13 protein-coding genes are annotated in these 12990 nt (G+C 39.4%); 9 read left to right on the plus strand and 4 right to left on the minus strand.

All coding sequences use genetic code 11. The annotated features are described in order from the left end of the window. Nucleotides 1-553, plus strand: a 553-nt coding sequence (locus CP357_RS04395; protein WP_143468734.1) for a transposase, incomplete at its 5' end; no start/stop codon positions are given. Here CP357_RS04395 and CP357_RS04400 read toward each other — a convergent pair. Further along, entirely contained in the window at nt 507-1010 is a 504-nt protein-coding gene (locus CP357_RS04400; RefSeq protein ID WP_098036633.1) for a nucleoside 2-deoxyribosyltransferase, read from the minus strand. The two genes, CP357_RS04395 and CP357_RS04400, sit on opposite strands and share 47 nt — an antisense overlap. Before the next feature lie 176 nt (nt 1011-1186). On the opposite strand from CP357_RS04400, the gene CP357_RS04405 reads away from it, so the two are divergent. From CP357_RS04405 to CP357_RS04425, 5 genes are all read left to right on the plus strand, one after another. Beyond that, nucleotides 1187-2272 (plus strand): BMP family protein, encoded by a 1086-nt coding sequence (locus CP357_RS04405; protein WP_098036634.1) that lies wholly within the window; start codon nt 1187-1189, stop codon nt 2270-2272. A gap of 61 nt (nt 2273-2333) precedes the next feature. Continuing rightward, nucleotides 2334-3881 (plus strand): ABC transporter ATP-binding protein, encoded by a 1548-nt coding sequence (locus CP357_RS04410; protein WP_098036635.1) that lies wholly within the window; start codon nt 2334-2336, stop codon nt 3879-3881. Then, entirely contained in the window at nt 3862-5019 is a 1158-nt protein-coding gene (locus tag CP357_RS04415) for an ABC transporter permease (RefSeq protein ID WP_098036636.1), read from the plus strand. Before CP357_RS04410 ends, CP357_RS04415 begins: the two co-directional genes overlap by 20 nt. Beyond that, on the plus strand, nt 5016-5972 hold the full coding sequence (locus CP357_RS04420) for an ABC transporter permease (RefSeq protein ID WP_087235972.1): 957 nt from the start codon (nt 5016-5018) through the stop codon (nt 5970-5972). The genes CP357_RS04415 and CP357_RS04420 overlap by 4 nt, the downstream gene beginning before the upstream one ends. Nucleotides 5973-6186: 214 nt before the next feature. After that, on the plus strand, nt 6187-8808 hold the full coding sequence (locus CP357_RS04425) for a cation-translocating P-type ATPase (protein ID WP_198995852.1): 2622 nt from the start codon (nt 6187-6189) through the stop codon (nt 8806-8808). 49 nt (nt 8809-8857) lie between these two features. Here the strand turns inward: CP357_RS04425 and CP357_RS04430 are convergent, their stop codons facing one another. The 3 genes from CP357_RS04430 to CP357_RS04440 all read right to left on the minus strand — a co-directional run bounded on the left by CP357_RS04430 (nt 8858) and on the right by CP357_RS04440 (nt 10966). Beyond that, a complete protein-coding gene (locus CP357_RS04430) occupies nt 8858-10093 on the minus strand; it encodes an MFS transporter (protein WP_087176448.1) in 1236 nt (411 codons plus the stop codon). 134 nt (nt 10094-10227) lie between these two features. Then, nucleotides 10228-10527, minus strand: coding sequence for a hypothetical protein (locus tag CP357_RS04435; RefSeq protein ID WP_098036637.1), 300 nt, complete (start codon nt 10525-10527; stop codon nt 10228-10230). 145 nt (nt 10528-10672) lie between these two features. Further along, nucleotides 10673-10966, minus strand: coding sequence for a hypothetical protein (locus CP357_RS04440; protein WP_025006238.1), 294 nt, complete (start codon nt 10964-10966; stop codon nt 10673-10675). A gap of 103 nt (nt 10967-11069) precedes the next feature. On the opposite strand from CP357_RS04440, the gene CP357_RS04445 reads away from it, so the two are divergent. The 3 genes from CP357_RS04445 to CP357_RS04455 are packed head-to-tail and all read left to right on the plus strand — an operon-like array spanning nt 11070 to nt 12938. Continuing rightward, on the plus strand, nt 11070-11732 hold the full coding sequence (locus CP357_RS04445; RefSeq protein ID WP_098036638.1) for a serine dehydratase beta chain: 663 nt from the start codon (nt 11070-11072) through the stop codon (nt 11730-11732). A gap of 14 nt (nt 11733-11746) precedes the next feature. Then, on the plus strand, nt 11747-12628 hold the full coding sequence (gene sdaAA / locus CP357_RS04450) for an L-serine ammonia-lyase, iron-sulfur-dependent, subunit alpha (protein ID WP_098036639.1): 882 nt from the start codon (nt 11747-11749) through the stop codon (nt 12626-12628). A 4-nt stretch (nt 12629-12632) separates the two neighbouring features. Then, nucleotides 12633-12938 (plus strand): metal-sulfur cluster assembly factor, encoded by a 306-nt coding sequence (locus CP357_RS04455; RefSeq protein WP_098036650.1) that lies wholly within the window; start codon nt 12633-12635, stop codon nt 12936-12938. Nucleotides 12939-12990: the final 52 nt, after the last annotated feature.

Raw genomic sequence — 12990 nt, forward strand, 5'->3', positions numbered from 1 at the left:
CTTCAAATATTATAGTCAACGTAAAGATCGATCGACTGGTCAGGTTCGTGATTTTAAGGTCTATGAAGCAGATGAATTTCAACTAACGCCAGAATTAGAACGCTTAGCCAAGACTAAGAGCGGACGCCAACGTCAGGTTCGCTATAATCCTAACTGGCAATACCTAAAAGAAAAAGCCAAAGCAGTTCTCCAAAGTCCTGAAGGCAGACACATCTACAGCATGAGGAAATATGATGTGGAGCCGATTTTTGGACATTTGAAGAACGTCTTTGGCATGCGCCGAACTCATTTAAGAGGCAAAAAGAAGGTTGAAACAGATATAGGAATAGCCTTCATGATGATGAATTTAAGCAAATATTGGAACAGAAGATGGTCAAAAGACCAATTTTCTTTGTTCAAAAATAAAAATAGACAGAAAAAGACGGTCAAGCAACTCAAATTAAGAGTTGGATTGATCGTCTTTCAGTATCTAAGGGTTAGTTTTTTCCCAGACACTTCTACTTGCTCTAATAAATGCCATAACCTGTCACAGGAATATAAGGCGTCCAATTGAAATCATACTCAGCTAGTTTTTCTAACTCCGTATTACCATCAATAATCGCAGTAACGCCTTGCGCAATCATCAGGTTCATCTTCTTCGGTCTCTCCGGATGTTCAGTAAATGGCACCAACACTACTGGCTTATGATTTGCTCGCATGAAGTCAATTTCAAACGCACAACCATCATCTAAAACATCCATATCATACAAAAACACGCCACAAGTGGCACTGTTTATCCCATTAAGATCATTTTGAAAAGTACCCACTCGCCAGGTCATGCTTCTTTGGCCACCAATTTCTGGATTCTTCTCTTCCGGATCAACAAAATCATAATCGAATGGAAAATGTACTTTGGCAATGGTTGGATTCTTAGCCAATATTTCTTTTGCCCTTTCCACTCGTTCATGATCTATCTCTCGATTGAATGATCCACCTAAATAGATCTTACCGGTTGCGATTTTCTTTTGCATTTAGTTTTTCCTCTCAGAATATTAATTTTAAAAGCAGTATATCACATATTATTCGTTTTTCACACTATATATAGACACAATTTGCTTATTTTAAATTATATATTGACATAACCCGTACATTAATTTATTATTTTAATCAAATCATTCTCAAAATAATATCAATTCTGGAGGTAGAAATGAACTCAAAGTTCAAAAAGATTTTATCAGTTGGTGCGATTGTATTTGCGGCAGGTTTAGCCTTAACCGCTTGTTCGGGCAAGAAGCAAGGTGCTTCAACTAATAAGGATACCAAACACGGTATTGCCTTAATCACCGACCAAAACGGTGTTGACGACCATTCCTTTAACCAAGCTGCGTGGGCTGGATTTAAAGCTTACGGTAAAGAACATGGCTTAAAGCAAGGCAAGGGCGGTTATCAATACTTCCAATCAAGTGGTCCTTCCGATTTCGTTCCCAACTTCGACCAAGCTTCTAAGGCTGGTTATCAAACCATCTTCGGTGTCGGCTTCGAACTACAACAAGCAGTTAGTCAGGCTGCCAAGAAGAATCCTAAGAAGAACTTCGTAATCGTCGACAGTGTAGTTAATGGTCAAAAGAATGTTGCTTCTGTCACCTTCAAGAGTAATGAAGCTTCCTATCTCGGCGGTTTAGCTGCAGCTTACACAACTAAGACCAACAAAGTCGGCTTTATCGGTGGTGCCAAATCAGCCATTATTGACTTGTTCGAGGCGGGCTTTAGGCAAGGTGTAGCCGATGGTGCTAAGGCGCTTCATAAGAAGATCACCGTTCAAACTCAATACATCGGTAACTTCACTGCTACTGATAAAGCGAAGTCAATTGCTCAATCAATGTACGCTAACAAGGCCGACATTATTTACCAAGCAGCAGGTAATGCTGGTAACGGTGTCTTCCAAGAAGCTAAGGATTACAACCAAACATTACCAGCCGACAAGAAAGTTTGGGTAATTGGGGTTGATGTTGATCAATCCGGATTAGGTAACTACACTGCTAAGAACGGTAAGAAAGCTAACTTTACTTTAACTTCTGTCTTAAAAGGCTTAAACGTGGCTACTAAGAGTATTGCTAACGATGCATACGACAACAAGTTCCCAGGTGGCAAGCACCTTGTCTACGGCTTGAAGGGCAATGGCGTTTCAATTACTAAGGGACAACTTAGCGACAAGGCATGGCAAGCTGTTCAAAAGGCTCGTACTCAAATCCTCGATGGCAAGATCAAGGTTGCAACCAAGCCAAGTAAATAAATCTTAACAGTCAAAAACTCTTCGTCTTGGCGGAGAGTTTTTTAATAGAAAACGAAAAATTATGGAAAAACAAAATACAGTTATTGAAATGAAGCATATCGTTAAAGACTTTAATGGTTTTAAAGCCAATAACGATATCAATCTCAAATTGCATAAAGGCGAAATCCTAGCACTACTCGGCGAAAATGGTGCAGGAAAATCAACTTTAATGAGTATTCTCTCAGGTTTACTTGAACCTACTTCTGGCGAAATATTTGTTAACGGTGAAAAAACTAATATCGCTAGTCCCACGGCTGCCAAAAAATTGGGTATCGGGATGGTGCATCAACACTTCATGCTAGCTAATTCTTTCACAGTTTTAGAAAACATTATTTTGGGTCATGAGACTACTAAAGGACCTGTCTTAGATATTAAAAAAGCAAAAGAAAAAGTTTTAGCTTTATCTGAACGTTATCATCTAGCCATTGATTCCGATAAAAAAGTTGCCGATATCACAGTCGCACAGCAACAAAGGGTTGAAATCCTTAAGATCCTTTACCGCGGCGCAAATATCCTTATCTTTGATGAACCTACTGCCGTTTTAACCCCACAAGAAATTAAAGAATTTATGAACATTCTTAAAAGATTAGCTCATGAAGGTAAATCCATTATTTTAATTACTCATAAATTAGAAGAAATTAAGGCGGTCGCAGATGAAGTTACGATCATCCGTACTGGTCAGGATGTTGGTACTTATCAAGTCAAAGACATTAGCAACAAGCGCATGGCAGAATTAATGGTTGGGCATGCGGTAGAAATGAAATTGACCAAAAGAGCCGAAAATTTTGGGCAAAATATTCTTGAGGTTAAAGACCTGCAAGTCAAAGAAAATCGCGGCAATTTAGCCATTAAAGGACTCTCACTCTCACTTCGCGCCGGCGAAATTCTAGGCATTGCCGGAATTGACGGTAACGGTCAAGATGAACTAGTTGAAGCAATTACCGGTTTACGTCACGTTGATCAGGGGTCCGTCATCATCAATGGTCAAGATATGACCAACAAGCCTACGAGAAAGATCACGGAGCAAGGAGTAGCCAGCATCCCTGCTGATCGACAAAAATATGGCTTAATTCTGCAGATGTCGGTAGCAGATAACCTTATTTTGCAAAGCTACTACCAGCAACCTTTTTCTCATCACGGAATTATCAACTTCGCTGCAATCAAGAAGCATGCTAAAGCGGCAGTTAAAAAGTTTGATATCAGAACCGCCAGCAGCGATTTACCTACGGGAGAACTCTCAGGTGGTAATCAGCAGAAAGTCATTATTGCCCGCGAACTTGAACGAGGCAGTGATTTGATCATTGCCTTTCAACCAACTCGCGGACTAGACGTTGGGGCTATTGAATATATTCATAAACAATTGCTAAAAGAACGTGACAGAGGTAAGGCGATCCTCCTTGTCTCATACGAACTAAACGAAATCATGCAGTTATCTGACCGCATTTTAGTACTGCATGATGGTCAAAAATCTGGCGTAGTCAAGCCAGACCAAACTAATGAAACCGAATTAGGTTTATTAATGACCGGTATACAGAAAGAAGGACAAGACCTTGATCAAAGTTTCAGCTAAAACAAAACGTTATTTAGTACCTATTATTTCGGTAATTGCCGGATTTTTAATCGGAGCAATTATCATGCTCATTTGGAGCTACAATCCAATCACCGCTTATTCTTCCATGTTTGCTAGTGCTCTTGGCAACATGAATGGCTTAGGCGAAACCATCCGTGAAGCCACCCCGTTGATTTTTACTGCAGTTGGCTTTGCCATTGCATCAAAAGCAGGATTTTTTAACATTGGATTGCCAGGACAAGCTCAAGCCGGTTGGCTTACCTCTGTTTGGATCGTTTTAGCCAATCCAACTTTACCTAAATACATCTTGTTGCCATTGGCAATCTTAGCAGGTGCTCTAGCCGGAGCAATTGTAGCTGGGATAGCAGGATTTTTACGAGCATATTTTGGCACTAATGAAGTAATTACAACCATCATGCTCAACTATATCGTGCTTTACCTTTGCCAATATTTAATGCAGCAAGTTATGCCAGAAAGTCTGCGCAATGGTGCAGACACTACTAAAGACATTCCCGCCAATGGCAGCTTGCACTTAGATTGGCTGAGCCATCTTTTCGGTGATTCTCGTATCAACGCCGGTATTTTCTTGGGAATTGGTGCCATCTTAATTTATTGGTTCCTCATGAAGAAAACAACTGTCGGCTTTGAAATCAAAGCTGTAGGTCTTAATCCATTTGCCAGCCGTTACGCTGGAATTTCTGCTAAAAAGAACATCATCCTTTCCATGCTTCTTTCTGGTGGTTTTGCAGGAATTGGCGGTGTAGTGCAAGGTTTAGGAACTTACCAAAACTACTTTACTCAAACTAGCAGTATTAACATCGGTTGGGATGGACTTTCAGTAGCTTTATTAGGAAATAGTACAGCAATTGGGATTTTAATTGCTTCTCTCCTATTTTCTATCCTTAAAATTGGTGGTCTTGGTATGCAAACGGTAGCCGGCGTACCTTACGAAATTGTTTCAATTGTAATTGCCGCTATTATTTTCTTCATTGCTATCAAATATGTCTTCGACTTGCTCTTTGCAGTAAAGAAAACAGCTAGCTATAAGCATCCTTTAAAGAAAGGTACAGAAATTGGTCCGAACAACGGTGTCGATGGACCAAATATCAAATTACAAAAAGAAGGACCAGTACTATGAATCTCACATCTCTTCTAGCATTAATCGTTTCCTCAACCTTGGTGTATTCTGCTCCATTAATTCTTGCATCCCTAGGCGGCGTATACAGTGAAAATTCGGGTGTTGTCAATATTGGTCTTGAAGGTATCATGACCGTTGGTGCTTTTACCTCCATTATCTTCAACCTTACTTTTGCCCAAGATTTTGGCGCCGCTACTCCATGGCTAGGCGCACTAGTTGGTGCAATCTTCGGCTTAATTTTTTCTCTATTACACGCATTCGCTACTATTAACCTTCATGCTGACCACATCATCAGTGGTACGGTATTAAATTTATTAGCTCCGCCTTTAGGTGTATTTTTAATAAAAGCTATCTATGAGAAAGGTCAAACTCCTAACATTACTGCCAACTTTGGTTACACCAATATTCCGGGATTAGCTGACATTCCTGTCATTGGTAAAATCTTTTTTACTAATACTTCTGCTCCTGCATGGCTTGCAATTATCATCACGGTCTTGCTCTGGTGGATTCTTTACAAAACTAGAATTGGTCTGCGTCTTCGGTCAACTGGTGAAAATCCGCAAGCCGCTGATACCCTTGGCGTAAATGTTTATAAAATGCGCTACATCGGAGTTCTTACTTCCGGTTTCATGGCCGGTTTGGGCGGCGCAGTCTTTGCTCAATCAATCTCCGGTAACTTCTCTATTTCAACTATCGTTGGTCAAGGTTTTATGGCTTTAGCTGCTGTAATTTTTGGTAAATGGAATCCAATTGGCGCAATGCTTTCATCCCTTTTCTTTGGTTTTGCTCAAAGTCTAAGCATCATCGGTAATCAACTTCCAGGCTTTGAAAAAATCCCAACGGTTTATATGCAAATCGCTCCATATGTCATCACAATCGTTGTCCTAGTCGTCTTCCTTGGAAAATCTGTTGCTCCTGCAGCTGCTGGCGTAAATTACATCAAATCAAAATAATTTACCAAGCAGTTGAAAAAAAGATACATGTATGATATAAATTTAATATACATATAGGGAGTAACCGACAAATAATTGTACTCATGGCGTCAAGTCACGAAAGAAATTTCCGCTGTGAGTTTAAATGGTGAGACTATTACATAAACGCTCTTAAGTTTATGCAGTAGTCTCTTTTTTGTTTGGGACTTACTGAAGTTTATTGGAGGGTCTTATATTGAAACAATATTATTTACAGACCAAAGCCAAAGTCTTAGAAGAATTAAAGACAGGTAGCGGTGGTTTATCATCTCAGCAGGCTAAGGATAACCTAGCTAAGTATGGCAAGAACGCCTTGATTGAAGGCAAAAGGAAAACGACATTGCAGGTCTTTTTAGAACAATTTAAAGACTTGATGGTAATTATCTTAATTATCGCTGCCGTGATTTCTGCCTTTACTGGTGAACTTGAAAGTACTTTAGTAATTATCGCGGTCTTAGTCCTGAACGCAATTTTAGGTACTGTGCAGCATATCAAAGCTGAGAAGTCACTTGAATCATTAAAATCACTGTCTTCACCTAGTGCTAAAGTTTTGCGTGATGGCAAAAAGATTGAAATTGATTCAAAAGATGTTGTTCCCGGCGATATTATGTTACTTGAAGCTGGTGACATGGTAACTGCCGATGGACGTATCTTGGAGAACTTCTCACTGCAAGTTAATGAAAGTTCTTTAACTGGTGAATCAACTAACATTGATAAAGCGGATGTAGAATTTGATCATGAAATGCCACTTGGTGATCGTATCAACATGGTCTACTCTAGTTCTCTTGTAACTTATGGTCGTGCTAATGTAGTAGTTACGGCCACAGGGATGAACACAGAGATCGGTAAGATTGCTTCCTTAATGAACGAAACCAAGGAACGTCGTACCCCATTGCAAATCTCACTTGATAAGTTCTCGTCAAAACTTGCCACAGCAATTTTAATTATCTGTGCTATTGTGCTTGGTTTGCAAATATGGCGTGGTCAACCAATTATGGATGCTTTGCTCTTCGCAGTAGCATTGGCCGTAGCTGCAATTCCTGAAGCTTTAAGTTCAATCGTAACCATCGTTCAAGCCATGGGTACACAAAAAATGGCTAAAGAAAATGCCATTATTAAAAACCTGGCTGCCGTTGAATCGCTTGGTTCAGTATCAGTTATTTGTTCTGATAAGACCGGTACTTTAACCCAAAATAAGATGACTGTCCAAGATATTTATATCGGTGGTAAAACTCTTAAGCCAAATCAACTTGACCTAGATAATCAATTACATCGTTACTTACTATATGATGCAGTATTAAACAACGATTCTAGCTTAGTTGATGGCAAGGGTATCGGTGACCCAACGGAATACGCATTATTAGAAATGTACCGCCAAGTACCTGGTATCGACTTAGGTGATAAAGGCTTAGGCTTAACTGAAGAAGATTTAAGAGGGCTTTTAACTCGTAAGCAAGAAGTACCTTTTGACTCTGATAGAAAATTGATGAGTACTAAGCACTTGATTCATACAGTTCCTACTATCTTTGTTAAGGGTGCCATCGATGTCTTGCTTGATCGCTGCGTTAACATTAGATTAGATGACGAAGTTCGTCCAATCACGAAAGAAGATAAGAAGCAAATCTTAGCTCAAAACCAACACTTCTCCGAAAATGGTTTGCGTGTGTTAACTTTCGCTTATAAAGAAAGCGATGAGGACTTAACACCTGAAACAGAAAATGGCTTTACCTTCATTGGTTTGGTTTCTGAAATGGACCCACCTCGTGAAGAAAGTATTGCAGCTGTTGCCAGAGCTAAAAAAGCTGGTATCCGTACTGTAATGATCACCGGTGACCACAAGGTTACTGCAGTTGCTATTGCTAAAAAGATTGGTATCTTCAACGATGGTGACTTAGCTGTTACTGGTCTTAAACTTGATAAGATGAGCGATGAAGAGCTTGAACAAAAGATTGAGAAGATTTCTGTTTATGCTCGTGTATCTCCTGAAAACAAGATCAGAATTGTTAACGCATGGCAAAAGAAGGATCATATCGTTTCTATGACTGGTGACGGTGTTAACGATGCCCCTGCTTTAAAGAAAGCCGACATTGGTGTTGCCATGGGAATCACTGGCACGGAAGTATCTAAGGACGCTGCAAGCATGATCTTGGCTGATGATAATTTTGCAACCATCATCAAGGCTGTTGCTAATGGTAGAACTGTTTTTGAAAACATTAAAAATGCTATTATGTACCTGCTTTCAGGTAACTTGTCAGCTATTATTACGGTATTATTTGCTTCAATTGGTGGTTTTTCAGTACCATTTATCGCTGTACAATTACTGTTCATTAACTTAGTTACTGACTCTCTTCCAGCTTTAGCAATCGGTGTGGAACCAGGTGCTCCAGATGTATTGGACAGAAAGCCACGTGATCCTAAGGTTGGTATTTTGGATAAATCATTAGTTACCAAGGTAGGACTTCAAGGCTTGATCATTGCAGTCGGCGTAATTACCGCCTTCATGATTGGTCGTCAAACTAGTCCAGCTGTTGCATGTACGATGGCCTTCTCTACTTTGACATTTGCTAGATTGCTTCACGGTTTCAACTGTCGTTCACAACACAGCATTTTCAAGATTGGCTTTAAGAACAACTGGTACAGCTTAGCTGCATTTGCTGTAGGTACATTGCTTTTAGCATTAATCTTGTTTGTACCAGCATTGCACGGTTTGTTTGCCGTAACTCCTTTAACTGGCAATCAACTTTTTTGGATTATTGGTCTTGCAGTAATGCCAACTGTATTGATTCAAATCGTTAAAGTAGTTAATGAAAATAAATAATTAGGCAAGCAAAAAAGCTTCGTTTCTTATGAGACGAAACTTTTTCTTTTTACTCAACTATTTCTAAATCAGAATTTACGCTTTCTTTTTTACCTAGTGTAATCATGATCACAATGAAGCTAAGTACAAATGCTGAGACATTAATCATCCATCCTAAGTCGTAAGATCCAGTTTGATCGAAGAATAAACCGATCAAGTAAACCGAAGCTGACATGGCAAATGCACCAATCATATTGACGACCGAAAGAATGTTACTATAGTCTTTTTCACCAAAAATTTGACGAATTAAATATGGCAATGCAACTAAACAAACTCCCTGACCAAGACCGAGAATTACGGCAGCTAAAATCAATAAATTGCTTTCTCTAAGCATTGCCTGGCCGCCCCAACCGATTACACCGAATAAAGAATAAACGGCTAAAACTAACTTGGCATTAAACTTATCAAGGAAATAACCAATAGAAATCTTACCAATTGCGGCACCAATCATTACTCCTGATACAACAGTTGCGGCAGTGATTGGTGAAATTCCGATATTAGTAATATGTCCTGAAATATGTTGGACAGAACCGGAAACAAATTGCAGTGCAAGCATGGCGAAAGCTACAGCGTAAAATACTGGCATCTTCAAAGCTTGCTTCAGGCTTAAACCTGTTAAAGCCACCTTTTTGCTTGATTGCATTGCTTTGCCATATGCAGGATATTGCATCGTTGGTTCAGGCTTAATTGAAATAGCTAAAGGAACTAAAATCAGTCCAATCAATAGAGCTTCACCAACAAAGCCGCCACGCCAACCAAATTGCTTAATTACTTCGGCAATAATCGGATTAAAAATCGTTCCACCTAAAGCAGAAAGTCCGAGCGAGATTCCCATCACTGTGCCGAGCTTTTGGTTAAACCACTTGCTAAGCAAAACAGGAATTGACAAAGTAATTGCGATCGGCTGACAAATCCCAATGATTGTCCATGCAAGATAAAAATGAACTAATGAATTGGCAAAAGTTAAGCTAAGCATGCTAACGGCAATTAAGACAAAGCAAGCGGTTAAAAGCCAGCGTAAATTTACCTTTTCCATGATTTTACCAGCAAAAAGCAAGGCAATTGCGGCAGCCGCATTCTGAAATGTCGTCATTAGTGCAACATTAGCACGTCCTACATTAAACTCTTGACTGATTGGCCCGAAGAATAATCCAATTGTATTAACCAACAAGCCAAACCCAATCATTGAGATAAAACAACAAACGATAAATATCCACCAAGGAAAAAATGATTTTTTATGTGTCACTTCTTTTCCAACTTTCTAAAAATTTGTCTTTTACTATTATATGTGAAAAATATCACTTAATGTTTTAAGAAAATTTAAAATTAGTCATGAAAAAATGCCCCACAACAGTGAGGCATTTTAATGATCTAATGAATTTAATTTCTTTTAATGTAAGGCTTTACTATGTCAAGCAATTCTGTCAATGCATTCAAGCTAGTTAAGGTTTGAACAGAAAATGGTTTGCCTGGTTCTGCTGGCGTTCCGTTGTCTAAGAACAAATAAGCATATCCTTTGAAGACATCAATGTTAACACCTAATCTATCTGCATTAGTATTAGTTTTACGAAGCATTAATGCAGGTGAACCTAGGTTATCTGTTAAATGATGATATACTTCCCAATTTTCTGAATTTTTAACGCCTTGTTCAATCTTTTGCAAAATTTCTTTGTCTGTCATATAACTTCCTCCGAACTTATGAATATAAGTTCATAACTATCAATAGTTTTTAATTACTTTTCATATCTATGATAGCATATTAAGTTACAGCGCTTACAAAATAAGAATAAAAACTATTATTCTATGTTTAGTAATTTATTCTTTACTAAAACAAGCTAGTCATATATTCGCTAACTGCACGCTGTTGCATTTCTTCCCAGCTATTAAAATTAGTTTCCTTCTTAACAAAATCATCTACCACTTTTTGACCTAATTGTTCAATCTCAGGAAAACTTCTTGCGCCCAACTCTCTTACAAAAACATCAATCGTAGTAAAATGCGTATTCTTTTGCATGAATCTTGGATTAAACAAGTCTTGATAAGATACTGCTTGTTGTCCGCCCTGTTCTTCTGCTACCTTTTCCAAATTTTTCTTCAATTCATCTTTTTCTTTAGTCATTATCTTCAACCCCTAGCTAATTTTTAATTACTATTAAAATAATACATTGATTAGTAATAATTCGCTATAATGAAAGCAGAATACTTACTTGGAGAAACAAAAAATGACGAATCGTTACAAAAGCGTATTTGATATTATCGGGCCCATCATGGTAGGTCCATCTAGTTCACATACAGCTGGTGCCGTTGCAATCGGCCGAGCTGGAAACAAACTTTTTGGAGGAGTTCCTAGAAAAGTAACAGTCCATTACTATGGCTCTTTCGCCCAAACTCATCGCGGCCACGGGACAGACTACGCTATCGCCGCGGGAATTTTAGGCTTTGACACAGATGATCTGCGTGTACCTAACGCACCTGAAATTGCTAAAAAACGTGGCGTCGATATTCGCTTTGTCGAAGAAGATGGACCTAGTCCAATCGATCATCCCAATACAGCAATCTTAGATATGTCTAGCGGAACCAAAAAGGAACAGATATCGGGCTGTTCTATCGGCGGTGGATCGATCGAAATTCGTCATTTAATAATTCACGACACCGAGATCACCCCAACAGGTTCGTTGCCAATTATTATTTGGTTTGATTACGAAAAAGATATTCTTAACGATCAAAATTTGACTTCCTTATTACGAGAAAAAGCTCCTTTTAGCAAGAAGCGAATTTTTCGCACTAAAGATTGCAATATCTACGAATACGATATCGACAACTATCTCAAGCCTGCCTTAGTAAAAGAGTTAAAAGAAAAGTTTGAAAATATTATTTGTCTTTAAAGCGGAACAAGATTATGTATAACCATATTAAAGAAATTGTTGCTGATTCTGAAAAGCAACATAAACCTATTTCGGAGTTAATTATTGAACAAGAATGCGAGCTATCTGGTCTGCCGCGGCAAATAATCTGGAACCGAATGAAACATAATTTGGCTACAATGCGTGCTGCAGTAGAACGTGGAAAAAGCGGTGATGGCGTATTTTCTAAAACAGGCTTAACTGGTGGTGAAGCCGTCAAAATAAAAAAATACCGTCAAACTCACCATACTTTATCTGGCGACACCATCATGGCCGCAGTGCAAAATGCCGTTGCCACCAATGAAGTCAATGCTTCAATGGGCGTAATTTGTGCCACACCTACGGCTGGCTCCTCTGGCACCTTGCCTGGTGTCTTGTTTTTATTAGAAAAAAGAATGGATCTTAGTGAAGAACAGATGATTCGCTTTCTTTTTACTGCTGGTGGATTCGGCCTTGTTATTGCCAATAACGCAGAAATTGCCGGCGCAACCGGTGGCTGCCAAGCCGAAGTTGGTAGTGCATCTGCCATGGGCGCCGCTGCCGCAGTTGAGTCAGCTGGTGGCAGTGCTGAGCAGAGCGCACAAGCAATGTCGATTGCAATGTCTAACTTGCTCGGTCTAGTCTGCGACCCAATCGCTGGCTTGGTTGAAGTTCCTTGCGTTAAGAGGAATGCGATCGGTGCAGGCAATGCTTTAATTTCGGCAGACATGGCGCTTGCGGGATGCACCAGTGTAATTCCGGCCGACGAATGTATCGACGCCATGAAAAAAGTTGGTCATCAAATGCCAGCATCCCTCCGCGAAACCGGAATCGGCGGCTTAGCTGGCACTCCAACCGGCCAAGCAATCAAAGCTAAAATTTTTGGCAAGGATGCGTGATAAAATGCGTGACGGTGAAACAATTAAAAACGATATTATCAATCAATTGGCGACAGTCATTGATCCTGAATTGAACGTTGACGTAGTCAATTTAGGGCTAATTTATGAAATCGACTTGGACAAAGATGGGATCTGTCTGATCAATATGACTTTGACCACCCCTGCTTGTCCGCTAACTGGTTACCTAATTGATGGCATTACTCAAGCGGTTAAAAAAGTGCCAGAAGTTAAAAACGTTGATGTGGAATTTGTGTGGTATCCGGTCTGGACGCCGGATCGTATGAGCGATCGAAGGAATATTTTAATATAGATACAAAAAAGGACTAATCTGGCTGGATTAGTCCTTTTTGATTGCTTATTTT

This window comes from Lactobacillus sp. UMNPBX6, assembly GCF_002553975.1.
Lineage (GTDB): Bacteria > Bacillota > Bacilli > Lactobacillales > Lactobacillaceae > Lactobacillus > Lactobacillus gallinarum.

Bases quoted from the DNA above. Each gene is read 5' to 3' on its own strand.
- sdaAA (WP_098036639.1), top strand. From the start codon at position 11,747: ATGTATAACCATATTAAAGAAATTGTTGCTGATTCTGAAAAGCAACAT.
- CP357_RS04400 (WP_098036633.1), bottom strand. From the start codon at position 1,010: ATGCAAAAGAAAATCGCAACCGGTAAGATCTATTTAGGTGGATCATTC.
- CP357_RS04440 (WP_025006238.1), bottom strand. From the start codon at position 10,966: ATGACTAAAGAAAAAGATGAATTGAAGAAAAATTTGGAAAAGGTAGCA.
- CP357_RS04410 (WP_098036635.1), top strand. From the start codon at position 2,334: ATGGAAAAACAAAATACAGTTATTGAAATGAAGCATATCGTTAAAGAC.
- CP357_RS04445 (WP_098036638.1), top strand. From the start codon at position 11,070: ATGACGAATCGTTACAAAAGCGTATTTGATATTATCGGGCCCATCATG.
- CP357_RS04405 (WP_098036634.1), top strand. From the start codon at position 1,187: ATGAACTCAAAGTTCAAAAAGATTTTATCAGTTGGTGCGATTGTATTT.
- CP357_RS04435 (WP_098036637.1), bottom strand. From the start codon at position 10,527: ATGACAGACAAAGAAATTTTGCAAAAGATTGAACAAGGCGTTAAAAAT.
- CP357_RS04420 (WP_087235972.1), top strand. From the start codon at position 5,016: ATGAATCTCACATCTCTTCTAGCATTAATCGTTTCCTCAACCTTGGTG.
- CP357_RS04455 (WP_098036650.1), top strand. From the start codon at position 12,633: ATGCGTGACGGTGAAACAATTAAAAACGATATTATCAATCAATTGGCG.